Source organism: Rhodopirellula sp. J20-39, assembly GCF_057365095.1.
In genome coordinates this window covers 2609615-2628482 of the sequence record NZ_CP195123.1, presented here as the reverse complement: position 1 = coordinate 2628482, position 18868 = coordinate 2609615, and the positions used below count along the sequence as shown (strand labels likewise).

16 protein-coding genes and 1 pseudogene are annotated in these 18868 nt (G+C 54.9%); 10 read left to right on the top strand and 7 right to left on the bottom strand.

Features of this window, described 5'->3' with window-relative positions:
• Positions 1–12: 12 nt before the first annotated feature.
• From pap to ACR3ZL_RS09495, 3 genes and pseudogenes are all read right to left on the bottom strand, one after another.
• Positions 13–1553, bottom strand: a pseudogene (pap, locus tag ACR3ZL_RS09505) (polyphosphate:AMP phosphotransferase).
• Between the two features lie 364 nt (positions 1554–1917).
• Entirely contained in the window at positions 1918–2730 is an 813-nt protein-coding gene (locus ACR3ZL_RS09500; RefSeq protein WP_473653363.1) for an ATP-grasp domain-containing protein, read from the bottom strand.
• A 59-nt stretch (positions 2731–2789) separates the two neighbouring features.
• Complete coding sequence (locus tag ACR3ZL_RS09495) at positions 2790–3545, bottom strand: dienelactone hydrolase family protein (protein ID WP_473653364.1); 756 nt, start codon at positions 3543–3545, stop codon at positions 2790–2792.
• 378 nt (positions 3546–3923) lie between these two features.
• Between ACR3ZL_RS09495 and ACR3ZL_RS09490 the strand changes: the two genes are divergently transcribed.
• Entirely contained in the window at positions 3924–4205 is a 282-nt protein-coding gene (locus ACR3ZL_RS09490) for a peptidylprolyl isomerase (protein WP_473653365.1), read from the top strand.
• A gap of 178 nt (positions 4206–4383) precedes the next feature.
• Here ACR3ZL_RS09490 and ACR3ZL_RS09485 read toward each other — a convergent pair whose 3' ends face one another.
• Both ACR3ZL_RS09485 and ACR3ZL_RS09480 read right to left on the bottom strand, forming a co-directional pair.
• Positions 4384–6135, bottom strand: coding sequence for a sulfatase family protein (locus ACR3ZL_RS09485; protein WP_473653366.1), 1752 nt, complete (start codon positions 6133–6135; stop codon positions 4384–4386).
• Between the two features lie 206 nt (positions 6136–6341).
• The gene (locus tag ACR3ZL_RS09480; RefSeq protein WP_486173406.1) at positions 6342–7265 is read right to left on the bottom strand and encodes a helix-turn-helix transcriptional regulator; all 924 of its coding nucleotides are present in this window, start codon (positions 7263–7265) and stop codon (positions 6342–6344) included.
• A 191-nt stretch (positions 7266–7456) separates the two neighbouring features.
• Between ACR3ZL_RS09480 and ACR3ZL_RS09475 the strand changes: the two genes are divergently transcribed.
• The 4 genes from ACR3ZL_RS09475 (at position 7457) to ACR3ZL_RS09460 (ending at position 13054) form a co-directional block, all read left to right on the top strand.
• Positions 7457–8737: a tagaturonate epimerase family protein gene (locus tag ACR3ZL_RS09475; RefSeq protein ID WP_486173405.1), complete on the top strand. Its 1281-nt coding sequence runs from the start codon at positions 7457–7459 to the stop codon at positions 8735–8737.
• Positions 8737–9765 carry a zinc-binding alcohol dehydrogenase family protein gene (locus tag ACR3ZL_RS09470; RefSeq protein ID WP_486173404.1) on the top strand — a complete coding sequence of 343 codons (1029 nt, stop codon included), beginning with the start codon at positions 8737–8739 and terminating at the stop codon, positions 9763–9765. The genes ACR3ZL_RS09475 and ACR3ZL_RS09470 overlap by 1 nt, the downstream gene beginning before the upstream one ends.
• A 163-nt stretch (positions 9766–9928) precedes the next feature.
• The gene (locus ACR3ZL_RS09465; RefSeq protein WP_486173403.1) at positions 9929–10972 is read left to right on the top strand and encodes an aldo/keto reductase; all 1044 of its coding nucleotides are present in this window, start codon (positions 9929–9931) and stop codon (positions 10970–10972) included.
• A 516-nt stretch (positions 10973–11488) separates the two neighbouring features.
• The gene (locus ACR3ZL_RS09460; protein ID WP_486173402.1) at positions 11489–13054 is read left to right on the top strand and encodes an MFS transporter; all 1566 of its coding nucleotides are present in this window, start codon (positions 11489–11491) and stop codon (positions 13052–13054) included.
• A 103-nt stretch (positions 13055–13157) separates the two neighbouring features.
• On the opposite strand, the gene ACR3ZL_RS09455 is transcribed toward ACR3ZL_RS09460, so the two are convergent.
• Complete coding sequence (locus ACR3ZL_RS09455; protein ID WP_473648105.1) at positions 13158–13481, bottom strand: zinc-ribbon domain containing protein; 324 nt, start codon at positions 13479–13481, stop codon at positions 13158–13160.
• A 43-nt stretch (positions 13482–13524) separates the two neighbouring features.
• Positions 13525–13698, bottom strand: a complete 174-nt coding sequence (locus ACR3ZL_RS09450; RefSeq protein ID WP_473648106.1) for a potassium channel family protein — start codon at positions 13696–13698, stop codon at positions 13525–13527.
• 129 nt (positions 13699–13827) lie between these two features.
• Between ACR3ZL_RS09450 and ACR3ZL_RS09445 the strand changes: the two genes are divergently transcribed.
• From ACR3ZL_RS09445 to ACR3ZL_RS09425, 5 genes are all read left to right on the top strand, one after another.
• Positions 13828–14268 carry a hypothetical protein gene (locus ACR3ZL_RS09445; protein WP_473648107.1) on the top strand — a complete coding sequence of 147 codons (441 nt, stop codon included), beginning with the start codon at positions 13828–13830 and terminating at the stop codon, positions 14266–14268.
• Positions 14269–14563: 295 nt separating this feature from the next.
• Positions 14564–15718: an ABC transporter permease gene (locus ACR3ZL_RS09440; protein ID WP_473648108.1), complete on the top strand. Its 1155-nt coding sequence runs from the start codon at positions 14564–14566 to the stop codon at positions 15716–15718.
• An 82-nt stretch (positions 15719–15800) separates the two neighbouring features.
• Positions 15801–16316 carry a hypothetical protein gene (locus ACR3ZL_RS09435; RefSeq protein ID WP_473648109.1) on the top strand — a complete coding sequence of 172 codons (516 nt, stop codon included), beginning with the start codon at positions 15801–15803 and terminating at the stop codon, positions 16314–16316.
• 173 nt (positions 16317–16489) lie between these two features.
• Complete coding sequence (locus ACR3ZL_RS09430) at positions 16490–18082, top strand: permuted SH3 domain-containing protein (RefSeq protein ID WP_486173401.1); 1593 nt, start codon at positions 16490–16492, stop codon at positions 18080–18082.
• Between the two features lie 85 nt (positions 18083–18167).
• Positions 18168–18866, top strand: a complete 699-nt coding sequence (locus ACR3ZL_RS09425; protein ID WP_473648111.1) for an ABC transporter ATP-binding protein — start codon at positions 18168–18170, stop codon at positions 18864–18866.
• Positions 18867–18868: the final 2 nt, after the last annotated feature.

The following is an 18868-nucleotide window of genomic DNA, read 5'->3' as shown; positions in this document are numbered from 1 at the left end:
GCCCAAGCAGCCTTAAAAGAAACGTTGGCTGGAACTGGACGAGGTCGAACTGAGCGTCTTCCGAAGATGTTCGCAAACCGTATCAAGGACCTCGATCCGAGCCGTGTATTTGTCGTTCGCCGGGACGATCGTCCAAGGAGCCAGCGAGGTATTAGTCCGCTCGATCATGTCATTGACCGCCTCTTCGTACTCGTCCCATTTTGCACGATTACGCCAATCTTCGTCGGTCAACTTCCATCGCTTGTGCGGCGTTGTCCGGCGTTCTTCAAACCGTCGCAATTGCTCTTCCGGCGTGATATGCAACCAATACTTACAAACCATGATGCCGCTTTCAACGAGCTCTTGTTCAAACTCATTGATCTCATCGTAGGCGCGCTGCCATTCATCCGGCGCACGAATCCTTCGACCCGTTCAACCAAAACGCGTCCGTACCACGAACGGTCGAAGATGGTGATGTCGCCGGCACACGGAAGATGCCGCCAAAATCGCCATAGGTAGTGTTGCGCGTGCTCTTCTTCAGTAGGAGCTGCCGTTGGGATGACGCGATAATTGCGAGGATCGAGAGCCTGCAAGATGCGGCGAATTGCACCACCTTTGCCAGCGGCGTCCCAACCTTCAAAGACCAACAAACTCGATACGTCTTGTTGCTTTGCCTTTCGACAAAGGCGGTTCAGCTCGCCTTGTGATTGAGCCAACCGGCTGCGGTATTCGCATTTCGGTAAGGTCTGATGCAGGTCAACGTCGGCCAACCAATTCACGCGACTGGACTTGAATTGGGTTGCCACGGTTTTCGTCGCTTGATCCGACTTGGGTTCCTGTACTGGCGGGGATGCATCCGGTGCGAGCCGCTCCTTGATCGCACCAAGAATGTGCTCGGCAATCGTAAGTGATCGATATCGGTGGTCGGCTCCATCAACTACACGCCAAGGTGCATGCTCAGTATCCGTCGCATCGATAATCTTATCGCCCGCTAACACGAAGCGGTTGTACATCGCCCAGTGCGCCCAATCGGTGTGCGTGACTCGCCAAGCTGTGGCTGGATTCGCCTCGAGCCGCTTGAGCTGTTTCTTTTGATGCCGCTTGTCCAAATGCATCCAAAATTTCAGGATCAGCGCGTTGTCGGTGGCCAACGTTCTCTCGAAACGACAGATTCGTTCGACGTGCCGAGGAAACTCTTCCGGCGGGACCTGTTGTGCGACCGTACCGAGCAACACTTGCGAATACCAAGCACTCAAGAACAATCCAATTTGCCCACGTGGCGGCAGATCTTGCCAGTACCGGCGAAAAGCGGGACGTTCCTGTTTCGAGTCGGAATCAGATGGCCGGACATAGGCTCGATTGATTAACCAGCGTGGATCCATCCACTCATTAAGTAGATTGACGACTTCGCTCTTCCCAGCTCCATCGACACCCGCAAACAGCACGATTACGGGGAAATCGGCCTTGCGCAATGAGTGCTGGACCTCCAGCAATTCCGCTCGCAGGACCGGCAACCGAGCATCAAACTCGCTTTTGGCCAGCTTATTGGAATGGATAAAATTAGCCAGCTTCATGAGATTTCCCTGGGGTTCCGCGTGGCAAAGTCGCCCCCACTATAAACACTCGATCGATCGGGATGCATCCCTCGAAGAAACCTTGCCGTTACCCCCAAAACCGAACGCCCCGAAACGCTAGTGCTTCATCCATATTCAACTTTGGGGTGTAGTGGGCGAGGCGACGAGCCCGTCTGGTTGGTGAGTGGATGGGATTCGTCGCCTCATCCACTACGATCAACCCTAAAATGAAATGTAGCCGAAGCACTAGCTGCTGGTACGCTTAACTTGCCCGCCAACACAATTGCTGGACTACCAAGCTTCGAACCAGCAAACGCTAGCCCAGCATGTATCGCCCAACATGTATCGCCGGCCACTGGGCTATCTATTCTGCGATAGCAGCTTCATACGCTGGCAACGCGTCGTTGATGAATATCATCATCGTCTCGCCGAATCGCGGGTTAATCTCCATCACCTTCACGCCGCCATCATCGATCTTGTAATCGATGCAGCAGATTCCTTCATAGCCGATCGCTCGCAGCATGCGCTCGAACAGTTCGAGGTGAGGTGAACTGGTTTGCACTTCACGCGTTGCCGGGCGGTAATCACGTCCCTTGACATAAGCGTCGGTCGGAAATCCGTATTTGCAGCTTCCGCTGAATACGATGCGGCCTTTCACAATGATGATATGAGTTGCGTACTCATGATGGCAACGGATCAATTCTTGTTTGAAATACGTCCCTGGATCGAGCGACTCCTGAATCTCACGCTCACGATCCGCGTTCTCGATGATGTAGACACCTTTCCCAAAAGCCGACACCCGCTTTTTCAAGACGTACGGATAACCAACTTGGTCACCGGTCACTGGCATGAAATCACCGAAACCGAGCTGCGTGAGCTGCTCAACCAATGCAAGCTTGTCTTCGCATAGTTCGATGACATCGCTGTTTGGTACGATCGCCTTTTTGCCGTGAAGTTGGCGGTGGTACTGATTGAAGTGTTTTGCGTCGGGGATTGTCAAAGGCAAGACAATATCGAACCGCCGAAGATTTACTTCCGAGAAGCCATAGCAAAACTGCGCATAGTCCGACAACGACCGCGCGATCACCTCGTTCCATTCCACTTTTCGCGAGAACAACACCGCAGGCTTCTGCTGAAGTCGGCATTTGGCTAATCGAAGGGTGTCCGTCCATTTCATTCGCGAACAATATCAACAACATTGCCTCCACGAAAGATCGGGCCCAACACATCTCTTCGCTATTTCAAGCAACTTGTGAATTGCTGGCATGCCATGGAGTTCAGCAATTGTGCGAGCGCTGGGTCATAACGATGCCCTTCATCACGCATGAACGCGTGCTCGCCATTGAATTCGTGCCACGTGAATCGAGTATCAGCCGCGGTCATCGCGTCGTAGATCACTCGCCGACCTTCATTGGGAATATGCGGATCTTGACGCCCCCAAATCATCATCATCTCACCCTGAATCTCCGGAATTCGAGCGAGTGTATCATCGGCCATGCCTTTGCCGAGACTGCCTTTATGAATGTCAGTAGCGTAAAAGCAGACCCCCGTTTCGACTTCTGGATTCATCGCAGCACGGAACGCCAGATGACCTCCCAGACAAATGCCTACCGAGCCCACTCGTCCGGTGCAGCCTGGATCCTTGCCAAAGAAATCGATCACCGCCCGTGCGTCCGTATCGTAGCTGGCTAGCTCTTTGGTTGTTTTCAACGCGTTACCTCGATCTGTCCCCGGTTTGTCGTACGCGAACGCTTCGCCAGGCTCAGTGAACTCGTGATACACATCGGGCACCGCGACCAAGAAACCATGTCCCGCAATCATCGCAGCGGTCCGGGCGATGGGGCCGGTCATCTGATAGATCTCGGCGAACAACACAACGCCAGGATACTTTTCCGGTGCACTCTTCCCCGGACTATCAGGCCGGAAGAGATAGGTGTGCATCGGGCCAGACGGCGTATCAAGATTGACTGACGATACAGGCTGGATTCGCATGCGATTTCCTGGGATTGCCGACGGGATGGGACAAGACCGCGTGAACTGGAAAGCTCGTCTAGGCAGTCGGTTGATCGCCAAGTCTACCGAAATAAAACACGACACGTAACTTAGCTCGCGCAACAACAAACTGAGTGGATGATGTTACGAATCCCAGAATCGACTGGACTCGTTTCCTCGTTTACTACCAAAGCTTTGCTTCTTAATCCGACAACGCTTAAGGGACATAGATTCCCACTGGTCGAAAATTTGGCGTTAGGCTGGTTTTCGGAAATGACTTTGCCAGCCACGATGTTGCCCTTGAAAACATCAACCTGGAACCGGGCGAACAAGCGATTGTGCCCGTTCATCACCACAGCCCCAACAACCGAGACGAACATGGCTACAGCGACCGCCCGACACATCCTTGTGGAACTCGAAGAGGTTTGCCAGGACCTGAAAGAACAAATCGAACGCGGCATGGATTTCGGTGAAGTCGCTGCGGAGTTCTCATCGTGCCCATCCGGCAAGCAAGGCGGAGACCTCGGTTCCTTCAGCCCTGGTCAAATGGTGAAGGAATTCGACGAAGTCGTTTTCAGCGGCGAAGTGAACAAGGTTCACGGTCCCGTCCAAACCGAATTCGGCTATCACCTCATTGAGGTCACCAGCCGAGAAGATTGAACGAACGGCCCCCGCTGGTGCACAGCCTTTAGGCTGCCGAATATGAACTCGACAGCCAAGACACGGCGGGGAAACAGGCTGAAGCCTGGACTCCAACGTTCACCGTTGGTGTTCAGCCTTTAGGCTGCCGAGCATGAACTCGGCAGCCGATACACGGTGAGATACTTCAGCAGGCGGATTACTTTCCGTAGAACGTTCGAACGTTTCGTTTACCGGCTTCCAGTTCGGCCGTCCGTCGCTTCAGGTACTCGTGCGAGATCTCGCGGGCTTTTGCTCGGTCGTCCTCGTCGTAGTCCCAGAATTCCTGAATGACCTCTTCGCAAGCAGGGTAGTGCGAACCATCGTCGCCGACCCGCTCGCGTGTCGCCTTCATTCGCTCTTTCAAATCGGCAACCAAACCAGCGTGTTCAGGATTGCTGTACAGGTTGATGGTTTCTTTAGGATCATTCTGAAGGTCGTATAACTCCCAACCCGGTGGCGTCTGGTAACCACCGTCGTAGTTGCACCCGTAATAGTAGATCAGCTTGTGCGTCTTGGTACGAATTCCAACGTGAGCCGGATTGTCATGGTGCGCCATGTGCATCCAATAACGGTAGTACGCTTCCTCTTTCCAATCACTGGGTGCCTCGCCGGTTTCCAACATCGACTTTATTGATCGACCTTGGACAGTGCTCGGAACCGGAGCCGAAGCGAAATCCAGCATCGTGGGTGCGAAGTCAACATTCTCGACAATCGCGTCAAGCTTTTGGCCAGCCGGGATCGCCTTGGGATAACGCACCAACAGCGGCATCCGTTGTGATTCTTCATACATCCAGCGTTTGTCTTGGTAATCGTGCTCACCAAGCATGAAACCTTGGTCGCCGGTGTAGATGATCACGGTGTTGTCCAATTGCCCCGTCTCTTCCAAATGGGCAAATAATCGACCGAGGTTGTCGTCGATGCCTTTAACACAACGCAGGTACTTTTTCAGATAAGCGTTGTAGGCCAAACGAGTGTTTTCCTCATCGCTGTAGTTAGCCGGGTCGTAGTCAGCGGGGAACTCATTGGGGTAAAGCTTCGGCAAGTCCATCAAATAAGAACGACGCGGATTGCGGTTACCAATCGAAGTACCGATGTGCGGTAGCAATTCGTCGTTATCACCTCGCGTCGCGATTGAACCGAATCGTTCATCGCGTGACCACAACGTTTCGGGCTCTGGAATTGCCACATCGGCAAGATAGGTTTCGTATCGCGGTGCGTTGTCGAAATAATCGTGCGGCGCCTTGTAGTGGTGCATCAAGAAGAACGGCTTGTCTTGGTCCCACCCCTCTTGCAACCAGTCCAATGTCAAATCAGTGATCGCGTCGGTGGAATGCTTGCCAGGGAACTTAATGAGGTTCTTGCCCCAGGGTTTATCGCCTCGAACTCGGAACTCCGGATTGTGGTACTTCCCCTGCCCGGGCAAAACACAGTAGTAATCGAAGTCGGCGGGCTCGGCCTTCAGGTGCCACTTCCCGATCATCGCAGTCTGGTAGCCAGCCTTGCCCATTTCGATCGCCAGCATCTGCTTGCCCGGATCCACACGACCATCGAGGTCAAACGCACCGTTGGTGTGGTCGTACTGCCCCGTCAGGACACAGGCTCGCGACGGTGAGCAGATTGAGTTGGTGCAGAACGCGTTGGAGAACAACGCGCCTTCCTTCGCCAAGCGATCGATATTAGGCGTTGGAGCGATCTCGGCGAACCGACTTCCGTAGGCAGAGATCCCGTGTGCAGCGTGGTCATCCGACATGATGTACAGAATGTTGGGACGTTTCGCGACCGAAGCTTGGCTTTCCGCAGCGTCCGCTTGCTGCGGTTCGGCTGCTTTCACCAATCCGTCATTCAACGCAAACAGCAGTCCGGCAACACATATCAGGGAACAGACAGGCAAACTCAATTTCAAATTCATGGCAGACCTGGAACGGTGGGGAAAGATCAACAGGGAGGGGATGGTCAGGTAGATTGATACTGAAGACGGCGTCGTACCGGGCGAGGTGCTCGCAGATGCTGGCCTACCGAAGTCAATGCGTTTGATTCAGACGCTTACTCGATGGGGCCAAACTCGACGGCGTTCAGTTCCGCGTCGGTGACTTGTCAGCTGACGCGTTGAACGACCTACGAATCGTTACTGATCTTGGTCAGCTTGCGCGACATCACTAACTGCTTTGGCGGTAAACCGTGGACTCGCTTGAAAGCTCGCGAGAACTGAAACGCATCAGAGAAGCCAAGTTGGTCCGCGACATCTTTGACCAACATGCTTTCTTCTAACAACAGCTCGGCGGCTCGGTCCATCTTCCGGCGCAACAAGAACTGGTAGGCACCCATACCAGCGAAGCGACGGAACAAACGCGACAGGTGAATCGGCGTCAAATCACACTGTTTGGCGGCTTCCTCGATCGTGTGAATTGTCAGGAAATGCTCTTCCAGATATTCACGTACCCGCTCGTAGGTCGAATAGGCTCGGGGCATCGTCGCGCACTCGGCCAGACATCCCAAACGGATCTTCGCGAAGATCAACCGCAACACATGGACGCATATCTCGCTGGCGCTTTCAGCATCACCGCGAGCTTCGCGATCAAGCAAATCAAACAGCTCAACCATTTCGTGAGTTCGGGGTGCTCGCAACGGCTTGCCGTCCAACAATCCGGCTTCCTGCATCAACGTTTTAGCTTCGTGACCGGCAATGTCGACAAAGTACTTCCGCATGCGATCCGGCGGACGACTGGCGATGCGGTGAGGCGTTTGTGGGCCGTAAGCAAACACACTGCCGGGGGACAATGGATAATCTTCGTCACCCAAGGTCAGTTCACCTTGCCCTTCGGCGACCAATTCCAATCCGTAATATGCAAACCGCTGGCGGTCGATTTCGTAGTCCAATCGCGTCCGTTCAACGCCACCACAAACGACGACCAAGGCGTCCTCGGGGGACGGGTTTAAATCCAGATAATACCGCCGCGCGTCGGTCACCTGGTCGGATACGAAGTCGGGTTCCGAGCCGGTTATCACCGGTTCGTTTTCGTCTGGATTTGAATTCTGCAACGAACCAGCTTTATGTAACTGAGGCTATCGAGAACGGCCCAATCGAGCGATCATTGTAATCGAGAGGCTATCATCGCAAGAGGCGTTAGCCTATGTTAATTATTGCCATGCAAATGTCAAGCTCGGCTATGGGGTTCCAGGTCGACCACGGGCATTATACCGTACCCAATTCAATTTACTGCGAGGAATCAATGCTCCCAATCGAAAAATTCACGTTCGGCGTCGGCGACCGTTTTGCCCATCAAGCTGGTGCACAATTGCAAGCCTTTGAGCAAATCGCAGCCGACGGTGTGGACGTGACACCGGTTTGGAACAAGTCCAATCGCGAACATACATTTGTGGGCTCACAGCCACAAAGCGTTTACGACGCCGCCGAAGCAGCCGTCAAGCAACGCGGGTGGGACAAGACTTGGCACATCGACGCCGACCACATCCAACTGGCCACTGTGGATGCGTTTTTGCCTTGTAGTGATTTTTTCACCATCGACGTGGCGGACTCCATCGGCAAGCCAGCCGCTGCTGCGGATGTTACTTCATTCGTCGACGGGCACCCCGAACTGATCGGAACTCTCAAGCTGGAAGGCCTATCGGCTCCACTTGAAGTGACCCGCGAAATGGTCCAAGCCGTTGCCGAACAATACCTGCTAGCGGTTCAAGAAGCCGGCAAGATCTATCGCCACATCGCCGACGCCAAAGGCGCGGACAACACCATCGCCGAAATCTCGATGGACGAAACCGATTCACCGCAAACGCCGCCTGAGTTGCTAGTCATCTTGGCTGCCATCGCGGACCAAAACGTGCCGATCCAAACGATCGCTCCTAAGTTCACCGGTCGTTTCAACAAGGGCGTTGACTACGTCGGCGACCTTAAGCAATTCGAACAAGAGTTCAACGACGATGTCGCCGTGATCGCCCACGCGGTCAAGACTTACGGCCTTCCCAAAACATTGAAGCTGAGCGTTCACAGCGGCAGCGACAAGTTCAGCTTGTATCCGATCATCCACGAGTGCCTCAATCGCACCGGTGCTGGCTTGCACATCAAAACCGCCGGCACGACTTGGTTGGAAGAAATCATCGGTCTGTCCGAAGCCGGCGGCGATGGCTTAGCTCTTGCAAAAGAAATCTACGCCTATGCGTTGGAACACGTCGACGAGTTCTGTGCTCCTTACGCCAGCGTTATCGACATTGACGAAGCCAAGTTGCCCAGCGCCGAAACCGTCAACGGTTGGTCCGGTGAAGAACTGGCCAGCGCCGTTCGGCACATCCAAGACAATCCAAACTTCAACGCCCACATGCGACAACTGCTACACGTTTCGTTCAAAGTCGCTGCCAAGCACGGCGATCGCTACACCGATTTGCTGAAAGCGAACGCGGAGATCGTCGGTCGCGAAGTCACCAAAAACATCTACGAGCGTCACTTGCGTCCGCTGTTCTTGGGAACGGCCAACCCAGGACAAGGAGGTACCGTTTGATGAAAGCCCTGCAACTCGAACAACCGAAGACCTGGAAACAAATCGAGATTGATGAACCCAATGCCCCCGGCCCCGGCGAAGCCCTGGTGCGCATCCACCGAGTCGGCGTTTGCGGCACCGACCTAGGCGGCTATCTCGGCAAGTTCCCGTTCTTTTCCTACCCGCGGATCCCCGGTCACGAGCTTGGCGTCGAGGTGCTGGAAATCGGCGACGATGTCAACAACGTCAAGGTCGGCGATCGATGCAGCGTTGAGCCCTACATCAATTGCCAGAAATGCTATTCGTGCGAACGCGGCCTGACCAATTGTTGCGAAGAGCACAAAACGCTGGGCGTGATGTGCGATGGCGGTCTCACCCAGCGGATGATTTTACCAGCCCGAAAACTGCACGTTGCCAACAACTTGACCTACGAGCAATCCGCCTTGGTGGAAACACTCGCGATTGGCTGCCACGCGGTCGATCGAGCTCAAGTGAAGAGCGGTGAAACGGTTCTAATCATTGGTGCTGGCCCGATCGGTTTATCGGCGTTGGAGTTCGTCAAGGTTGCCGGTGCACGTCCGATCGTTGCCGACCTGAGCCAAAAGCGTTTGGATTTTGTAACGACCAACATGGGCGTCGAAGACACGATCCTGGTGGCGGGCGATGATTCCGACATCGAGCGACTGGAAGCATTGACCGACGGGCGACGCGCTGATGTGGTGATCGACGCAACGGGTAACAACCGTTCGATGGCCAACTCGCTGAACCTAGCTGCCTTTGGCGGACGCGTCGTGTATGTGGGCATCACCCAGTCCAATCTGGAATTCCCCCACGCACCCGCGATGCACCGTCGGGAACTGACGTTACTGGCAAGTCGCAATGCGTTGTCCAGCGATTTTTCCCGCATCATTGATCTGATTGAAAAAGGGACGATCAACACGGATCCATGGATCACGCACAACGCATCTTTCGAAGAAGTTGCGGATGTCTTCCCTTCCTGGGTCGATCCTGAAAGCGGCGTGATCAAGGCGATCATTCACGTCGACTGAGACACCTCCGTTTGCGATCTCCTATTTCGATTTGACGAAGCCTGGACTCACAACGCATCCATGCGAAGTGAGCCAGACTTGCGGTGCCCATCAAGGGGTGCCCATTACGGGGTGCCATGTCACTTCGTCCCCCAATGACTGCTCGTCCTAAAGTCTACTGCCCATGATTGCTAAACCGTCGAACGCTCGCGTTAAACTGCCACCAATCCTGTTCGGCAGCAGCGCACTGGGCAACCTTTACCAAGCCCTGGACGATTCGGTCAAAATCGAGATCGTTGAAAACTGGTTCCGGCATTCACCCGGAATCGTGGCGGCGGACTCAGCCGGGAAGTACGGCGCGGGACTGGCTTTGGAAATGATGTCCAAGGCGCTCACAGAACTAAAGATCGCTCCCGAAAATGTGTTGATTAGCAACAAGCTAGGCTGGCGACGTGTCCCACTAACCACTCCCGAACCAACGTTTGAACCGGGGGCGTGGTGCGACCTAAAATACGATGCGGTTCAAGACATCAGCTACGACGGAATTCTCCGTTGCTGGGAACAAGGCTGCGAACTGCTCGCACCGTACAAACCGCAATTGGTTTCCGTCCATGACCCTGACGAATACTTGACTGCTGCGACGGATGATGCTGACCGCGAAAAACGATGGGACGACATCCTGGCTGCGTACCAAGCGTTAAGCGAATTACGTGACCGCGGCGAAGTCACCGCCATCGGGGTCGGCTCAAAAGACTGGAAAGTGTCTCAGCGACTGGCCAAGGAATGCAAGTTGGACTGGGTGATGCTCGCCACCAGCCTGACCATTTACTCGCACCCGGCGGAGTTGCTGACATTTGTCGATTCGCTGCACCAAGACAACATTGCCGTCATCAACTCGGCTGTCTTCCATGCCGGCTTCCTGACCGGTGGCGACTTCTTTGACTACCGCCGTGTGACTGGCGACACCGCTGAAGACCAAACGCTCATTCAGTGGCGGAATCGCTTTTACGAAATATGTAAGGCCCACGAGGTCGCGCCGGCTGAAGCGTGTGTAGCCTTTGGAATGTCGCCTCCCGGCGTTGTCGCGACCGCGCTGAACAGCAGTCGGCCTGCTCGGATCGAGCAAAACGTGAACCTCGTTAAATCGCAACCACCACAAGCATTCTGGTCCGCGATGAAGGACGCAGGACTGATCTGCAGCGACTATCCGTATTTAACGAATTGCTGATTTGGCAAATGACGAAATAAGGTGGCTGACCGGACGAGCTTTGACCAATGGCGGAACCGGGCGGCTGACTGGAGTGGGCGATTGGCAAATCCGACGTCTAGCCGAATTAGCCCGCAGCTAGATTAGCCCGCAGCTAGATTGGCTCGCAGCTAGGTTAGCTCGCGGCCAGATTGGCCCGCGGTGTTTCACCCATTAATGATGCGTCCCTACTCTGCCCACCGCCGAGCCCAGCAAAGCCGAAACTAGCAAAGCCGAGCCCAGCAAATTCGCTCGCACGCATCTTGCGACCGGTTCTCCCATCGCGCAAACCCTCTTCGCATCGTGCAAATACAGGATGTGAAATGCGCGAGCTCGCGCGACACGTCCCCCACCAGGCTGCCTAACTGATGCTAAGCCGCCACTATATTGCAATTTCGGTATGCATCGCAGCATAGACGCTCACAAACTGGCACTCGATTTGATAGCATATCGATCCTTTCACCCCCCAAGAAGATTCATTTGGCAGGTAACCACAAGATGTCGGAAGCATCCACGAACGACTCGTCTCACGAATACCCAGACGGCAAGTTGCCGATCGTCCCGAAGCAGTACCTGCTGGCGTTTATCCTGACCACCTGCTGCTTCGCATTGTGGGGATTCGCCAATGACTTCACGAACCCGCTGGTCAAGGTTTACGAGAACGTTTTCATCATCACGACCTCTCAAGCGTCGTGGTTGCAGTTTGCATTCTACACCGGCTATTTCTGCATGGCGTTGCCGGCTGTTTTCTTCATTCGTAAGTTTTCTTACAAGGCTGCCATCATGGTCGGCTTTGCGTTCTACGCGATTGGAGCGTTGCTAGCGGTGCCCGCCGCTTCAACGGCGACGTTCGGTTTGTTCTTGCTGGGGTCGTATATTTTGACCTACGGCTTGGCATTCCTAGAGACCGCTTGCAATCCCTACATTTTGGCGATGGGGCCCCAAGCAACCGCAACCCAACGATTGAATCTGGCCCAGGCTTTCAACCCTATCGGATCGTTGGTCGGCATGTCGGTGGCGACCTTGGTCCTGGCTCCGCAATTGATGACTGGCGACTTCCGCACCAAGCTCGGCAACGGGAACGCGGAATACACTCAGCACCTAGTGATCGATCCGAACGCCGCTGCCGACGCGACCGAAACACTTTCGGACGGCAGCGTTGTGAAGGTCTACACCGAACTGCCTGACTTCAAAACGGAAGTCGGCGCACTCGATGGAGCCGTTCCTAATGCACTGAAGGGCTACCGCGTCAACGACCCCGAAGGCTTCCAGGCGATGCAAAGCACCGACCTGAACAGCGTCAAAAAGCCGTACATCATCGTCGCCGCAGTCGTGTCGGTGTTCTTGGTCATCTTCTTTTTCGCCAAGATGCCTACCTTCAAACAGGAAGAAGAAGACGCACCGTTCATGGAAATCGTGGGCCGAATTTTCGGTCGTGCTCACTTCCGCGAAGGAGTCCTGGCACAAGCTTTCTATGTGGGAGCTCAAATCATGTGCTGGACTTTTATCGTTCACTACGGAATGGAACAGGTCGGTATTTCGCTCGGCCAAGCTCAAGCCTGGAACATCATCGCGATGATCATCTTCCTCTGCAGCCGCTGGATCTGCACCGGGCTGCTTCGATTCATCAGCCCCGGAAAGATGCTGTGCGTCTTTGCACTCGGTGCCCTTGCCTTCACCGTCGGTGCCATCACCCTGAAGGGCGAAAGCTTCACGATTGGCTTGCCCGCCTTCTTGCACTCCCTGATCGGTCCCGAACTGGTAGGCAACACTGGGCTATTGAGCCTCGTCATGATCTCAGCATGCATGTCGTTGATGTTCCCCACGATTTACGGCATCGCGTTGTCCGGCATGGAAGAGGAAGAATCCAAGCTCGGCTCGGCTTTCTTGATCATGTCGATCGTGGGTGGTGCGTTGCTCACCAAACTGCAAGGCGGCATGATCGACAACTACGGCATCCGGACTTCGTTCTGGCTGCCTGCGATCTGTTTCATCATGATCGCTTTGTTCGGATTCCGAACGTTCGTCAAATTCGAAAAAGAGAAAGCGGCTGCTGCTGTCTAGCAATCGCCTGCTAGGTCACGTCTCTAATTCAACTTCAAAGCTGCGTTTCAAACCGGAACGCAGCTTTGAAGCATTTGCGGAAGCCCGTGCGAGGCCGATCAAGTCAGCGATCACGTGCTCTCGGCTTCGCATCCAGCATCTGTTGCCGCTGAAACTCTTTTGCGTCGCTAAGTCGATTGCGGCAATCCCGGCAACGAACTGCCGTTGCATGCAGTGACCCTTTCGCGACCTCGTAAAACCACTTTTGGTCTTGAGCGGTCCACTCGTCACGGCGACCACAATCTTTGCAGCGAAACTTGACGTCGACGTAGAACGATTTCGGACTGCCGTAAGAATTGATCGGCACCTGCTCGGACTGGTTCGCGGCAACGGCCCCCGGCGGCAGCCCGCCGTTGGCGATATCCTTTTTCTGACGACGTCGAGTCATAAAACTGGCGAAATGAAAGGCGTATGCATACGAACCTTTCAACTTAATCCATTTCCAGCTCTCGCGCCTTCGAAAGCGCCGACGCCACCAAACCCGCCGGCACGGACACCACTCCCAAACCGATCAACAAAATCACAAAGGTGAATACGCGACCACCCACCGTAACCGGATAAACATCCCCATAGCCTACCGCTGTTAGGTCAAAACGACCTTGCACCACATCCTTACGGAACAGGCACGGGGTCGAAAATCAGTGCATCCACTGGTTGTCAGCAGACGCAGCCTGCCATCCAGCAATCCGGAAACAGTCTTGTGGATCCGCATTGTTGGATCTACACTCGATTGCATGAGACCTCTATTGTCACTCCTGCTGATCGTCCATTTGTTGGCGTGCCCGTTCCGTTGCATTTCATGCGACGCCGGTGCTTGCGTGACCCAGGCGGCGACTCAATCGGCGGAATCGATCACCCAGACGATGCCCGAGCCTGTCGTTTGTTGCTCGAAATGCTGTGACCATACGCTGCCCTCTTCGGATGCCCCATCCGCGCCTTGCGAAGACGAATCGTGCGGTTGCCTGAATTGCATCTGCGAAGGTGCCGTTACTGAAAATGGGCCAATCCTGCCACCGGTCTTGTGCTGTGTCATCGATTGGCTCGGTAGCGATTTGCCGTTGATCTCGCCTGCAAACCAAGGCTTGCGATCACGTTTCACCGATCCGGACGCGACGATTTCGCAACATTGGACCGGGCGAGATACGCGCATTGCCCTGCAGTCCTTGCTGATTTGATTCAGCCTTCTTTTCGGCGTTAATCACCGACGCTGGCCAGCCTGACACCTTACGAACCCTTCCGGGAACGTGCTGCGCATGCGTGGCCGAGTCGTGAAAGATCAGAACACGCCTGTCAGTCACAAGTAGCGTTGGTGCGATTCGAAATGAGATCGCTGACAACGGCAGTTCGTTCGGCGATCGAAAGTCGACATCCGGATTACCGCCCCAACTCGAAACCTGACGGCACGCGTTCGGCTGGCTTCGGCGGGTACCTCTTAAGTTCTTTAAACCTTCATCCCAATCCCCCATCTACATGCTACTTCCCTGGGAATACGGTGTTCGCAACTTGGCTCGGCGGCCGCTGCGGACTGCATTGACACTCGTTGCTTTGGCAACGGTGGTGATGTTGGTGTTTGTGGTGGTCGGCTTCATTCGTGGACTGGAACAATCACTTGCCGTTAGTGGCGATGCCGATGTCGTGCTGGTGTATTCAATCAACTCGGAAGAGAACATTGAGAACTCGTCCATTCCCGCTCGCACCCCATCCCTATTAACCGCCAGTGTGGAAGGGACCGTCAAACGGTTTGGCGTCACACATGTATCACCCGAACTCTACATGGGCACGCGGGTTACCAACGAAAACGACGTGGAAGGCCTGGGCCTAGTGCGCGGTGTTACGTCGACCGCTCCACTGGTACGTCGCTCGGTCAAGCTGATCGAAGGTCACTGGCCCGGTGACGGCGAAGTCATGGTCGGCCGTCTCGCCGCGACCAAGATGGGCAGCAATGACGTTGCGTTGACCCTTGGAAAAGAGATCGAGTTTGAGGGACGACGATGGACCATCAGCGGAAAATTCGCGGCCGGAGGCGCCGCGTATGAGTCCGAAGTTTGGTGCCGGTTGAGCGACTTCCAAACCGCCACCCAGCGTCAAGATTTGAGCTTGGCGGCACTCCTATTGAACCCCGGAAAATCGCCTGCCGAAGTGTCCCTGTTTTGCAAAGAACGCACCGACTTGGAACTGCGCGCGTTGCCAGAAACGGAGTACTACGCATCACTTCAACAACACTACAAACCCGTGCGGATCTTGGCATGGCTGGTCGTTGCACTTGTCTCCGCCGCGGGTGTCTTTGCTGGACTGAACATGATGTACGGCGCGGTCGCTGGCCGGATTCGCGAGATCGCAACCCTCCAAGCGATTGGCTATCGGCGGCGTGCCATCTTGGTCAGCCTGATCCAAGAAGGTGTGCTGTTGGCCGCGGCAGGTTCTCTGCTTTCCGGCGTGATTGCATTGACGTTGCTCAATGGCGTCGCCGTGCGATTCACGATGGGGGCATTTGCTTTACGAATTGATAGCGTCGCAATCCTAGTTGGATGCGGCGTTGGATTGTTGTTAGGAGTCTTCGGCGCGCTGCCACCGGCGTTGAAAGCTCTTCGTGCTTCGGTGGCAGTCAGTTTGAAGGCGGTTTAGCGAGGTCAACGTTTCGGTTCCTTTTGAAAACGCCACTCTTGACCTTACGAAACACCTTCCCACTCGAATAAGGAAACCAGACATGAAGATTTCACATTGGATGATCGCCCCCGTCGTTGCGATGACCTTGATCGCGGTCGGATGCAACAAGTCCGAAACCGCCCAGGACGGCGACGCGACGGCGGCTTCGTCCGCCTACGTCGTCGACAGCGAACCGGAAGGTGCGGTGGGAGTTGGCGAAGCTCGACAATCAACTGAAAGCGATCAAGCGATCACCTTGGTTGGAACCATTGGCGGTTCAAGCTCTCCGTTTGTCGATGGCATGGCCGCGTTCACGATTGTCGACCCCCAAGTGCCGTACTGCGCCGCCGATGAAGGCTGTCCGACTCCGTGGGACTATTGTTGCACCCAAGACCAAGTAAAGGACAACATCGCCACCGTCAAAGTTGTGGACGATGCTGGCAACGCGGTCAGCCAGGACGCTCGCGAGTTACTGGGCGTCAAAGAGCTATCCACAGTCGTCGTTAAAGGCACCGCAAAACGCGATGACCAAGGCAACCTGACGATCGCAGCTAGCGAAGTCTTTGTCAGAAACTAAGACGCGTTTCGGCTCGCCGATCACGAACTCGGTGAAGCAGTAATCGTTGATCGCAATCGATAGCAACGGACGGTATCGCCATCGGCCGTTGCTATCGACTTTCCGAACCAATCTTGCCTGATGTTTACCACATTTCTTCGCAAAGCAATATTTCATCGTCTGCTATTGAACCCATGAGCGAACCCCAACTCGACCTCAGCCAACTTGCTCTGGACCGCTCACCCGGGGCATCGCCGGCGCAAACCGGTTCGGCAAGCGGTGCAGCGAGCGGCTCGCGACCATCGAAACGCTGGATCGCACGTTACGCAATCCCCATCTTAATCCTGTTGGGTTTCATCGGCCTACTGGGTGCCGCAGCCGGACGACACTGGATGCCCAGACAGTCGGTAACGGTCACGCCAGTGATTGTCAAACGATCGACTGTCCAACAAGTTGGCACGACACTCTTTCAAGCGGCCGGATGGATCGAACCTCGGCCGACATCGATTACTGTCGCCGCCTTAGCCCCCGGCGTGATTGAAGAACTTTTGGTCGTCGAGGGCCAGGAGGTTTCCAAAGATGAGCCGATCGCTCGTTTGATTTCTATCGACGCGGAACTGCGGCTCGAACAAGCCGAAAACACACTCGCTTTGCGAGAAGGCGAACTGAATCGCGCGACGGCCGAAAGGGACGCCGCCCGTGTTCGCGTTGAAAACCCGGTGCATCTGGAGGTTCAGCTCGCCGATGCCCAAAGCATGCTAGCCCGAGCCAATACCGAAATTGCGAAACTGCCGTTTTTGATCCAGGCGGCACAAGCAAATGTGACCTTCGCATTGCAAAGCATGCAGCGGCGGCAGTCTGCAAAAGAGGCGATCGCTGGCCGAGTCATTCGCGAATCGGAAAACGAACACGCTGCCGCACAGGCGAATCTTCAGGAACTGCAACAACGCCTACCCAACTTGCAACGGGAAGCAGAAGCTTTGCAAGACAAAGTCAACGCAATCAAAAAGCAGCTTCGTTTATTGGTCGAAGAAAACCGGCAGCTCAAAGAGGCCGATGCGAAAGTGCAATCGGCATCCGCGTTGCGGGATGAGGCAAAATTGCGAGTACGACAAGCCGAACTCGCTTTAAGTCGAAACACGATCTACGCCCCCATGTCCGGCCGCATCCTAAGACTGGTGGCATCACCTGGAAATCGAGTGATGGGCATGGACCAATCCGCAGGGCATAGTTCCAGCACGGTTGCGGAAATGTACGACCCCGCTCGTCTGCAGGTCCGTGTCGACGTTCGACTCGAAGACGTCCCCATGGTGACTCGCGGTCAACCGGTTGAAATCGAAACTGCCTCGTCAACCAATCCGATCGGCGGACGAGTTTTGCAAACAACCAGCTCAGCGAACATTCAAAAGAATACTTTGGAAGTGAAGGTGGAAGTGATCGATCCGCCACCTACCGTCAGCCCTGACATGCTGGTCACGGCAACGTTTTTGGCTCCGGAGTTGCCGGAATCCGCTGGCGTTGAGCAGGCTGCCGAAACCGCACGCGTGTTTGCCCCAAAGTCCCTGGTTCAAGCAAACGATTCTGGAAATTTCGTGTGGATCGTTGACGCGGACGACCTTGCCCAACGACGTCGTATCGAAACAGGTGGTGACAGCAATGATGGGTTGGTGGAAGTGAAATCAGGACTGCAACCGACCGACAAGCTAATCGCAACAAACTGGCAAGACCTTACCGATGGAACTCCGGTTCACGTCACTGGTGACGACCAGTCGCTGGGCATGCCGTGATCACGCAAACACCGACGTCCAATTCAACACCAGTTTCCTCACGAAACATTCCAAAACCGACTTCATACCACCAGGAGATTCGCACATGGCATTAGTCGAACTACGCGGGGTCAGTAAACAGTTCCGCAAAGGCGATGAAACGATCACTCCGCTGGACAACGTTGACTTGGACGTGGAGGCCGGTGAATTCGTTTCGCTGATGGGTCCCAGCGGAACCGGCAAAAGCACGCTTCTAAATCTCGTCAGCGGAATTGACCAACCTGACTCCGGCACCATCACGGTCGCCGGTACTCAAATCAGTGGCCTGTCTCGCAGCAAGCTGGCTGACTGGCGAGCGGCTAATTTGGGATACATCTTTCAAACGCATAATTTGATCCCGGTCCTTACCGCCTACGAGAACATTGAGTTGCCGACATTGTTGTTGAAGATCTCGTCCAAGCAACGTCGACAACGTGTTCAACTGGCCCTCGAAGCGGTCGGTTTAAGCGACCGTGCCGACCACTACCCTCGACAACTATCCGGCGGGCAAGAACAACGTGTTGGGATAGCCCGAGCGATCGTCGCGCACCCCAAAGTTGTCGTCGCGGACGAACCAACCGGAAGCCTGGACACTGAAACGAGTGAACAGGTGCAGGTCCTATTGCAACGTCTAAACCGAGAGCTCGATATCACAATGTTAATGGTGACCCACGACAGTGACGCCGCTCAGATTGCATCGCGTCAATTGATCTTGGATCGCGGGAAATTCATTGAGAAAAACGCGTTAGCCGTTGGGAGTCAATAACG

Coding starts and splice junctions, on each gene's coding strand:
- ACR3ZL_RS09500 (WP_473653363.1), bottom strand. CDS start 2,730: ATGAAATGGACGGACACCCTTCGATTAGCCAAATGCCGACTTCAGCAG.
- ACR3ZL_RS09495 (WP_473653364.1), bottom strand. CDS start 3,545: ATGCGAATCCAGCCTGTATCGTCAGTCAATCTTGATACGCCGTCTGGC.
- ACR3ZL_RS09490 (WP_473653365.1), top strand. CDS start 3,924: ATGGCTACAGCGACCGCCCGACACATCCTTGTGGAACTCGAAGAGGTT.
- ACR3ZL_RS09485 (WP_473653366.1), bottom strand. CDS start 6,135: ATGAATTTGAAATTGAGTTTGCCTGTCTGTTCCCTGATATGTGTTGCC.
- ACR3ZL_RS09475 (WP_486173405.1), top strand. CDS start 7,457: ATGCTCCCAATCGAAAAATTCACGTTCGGCGTCGGCGACCGTTTTGCC.
- ACR3ZL_RS09470 (WP_486173404.1), top strand. CDS start 8,737: ATGAAAGCCCTGCAACTCGAACAACCGAAGACCTGGAAACAAATCGAG.
- ACR3ZL_RS09465 (WP_486173403.1), top strand. CDS start 9,929: ATGATTGCTAAACCGTCGAACGCTCGCGTTAAACTGCCACCAATCCTG.
- ACR3ZL_RS09460 (WP_486173402.1), top strand. CDS start 11,489: ATGTCGGAAGCATCCACGAACGACTCGTCTCACGAATACCCAGACGGC.
- ACR3ZL_RS09455 (WP_473648105.1), bottom strand. CDS start 13,481: ATGACTCGACGTCGTCAGAAAAAGGATATCGCCAACGGCGGGCTGCCG.
- ACR3ZL_RS09445 (WP_473648107.1), top strand. CDS start 13,828: ATGAGACCTCTATTGTCACTCCTGCTGATCGTCCATTTGTTGGCGTGC.
- ACR3ZL_RS09440 (WP_473648108.1), top strand. CDS start 14,564: ATGCTACTTCCCTGGGAATACGGTGTTCGCAACTTGGCTCGGCGGCCG.
- ACR3ZL_RS09435 (WP_473648109.1), top strand. CDS start 15,801: ATGAAGATTTCACATTGGATGATCGCCCCCGTCGTTGCGATGACCTTG.
- ACR3ZL_RS09430 (WP_486173401.1), top strand. CDS start 16,490: ATGAGCGAACCCCAACTCGACCTCAGCCAACTTGCTCTGGACCGCTCA.
- ACR3ZL_RS09425 (WP_473648111.1), top strand. CDS start 18,168: ATGGCATTAGTCGAACTACGCGGGGTCAGTAAACAGTTCCGCAAAGGC.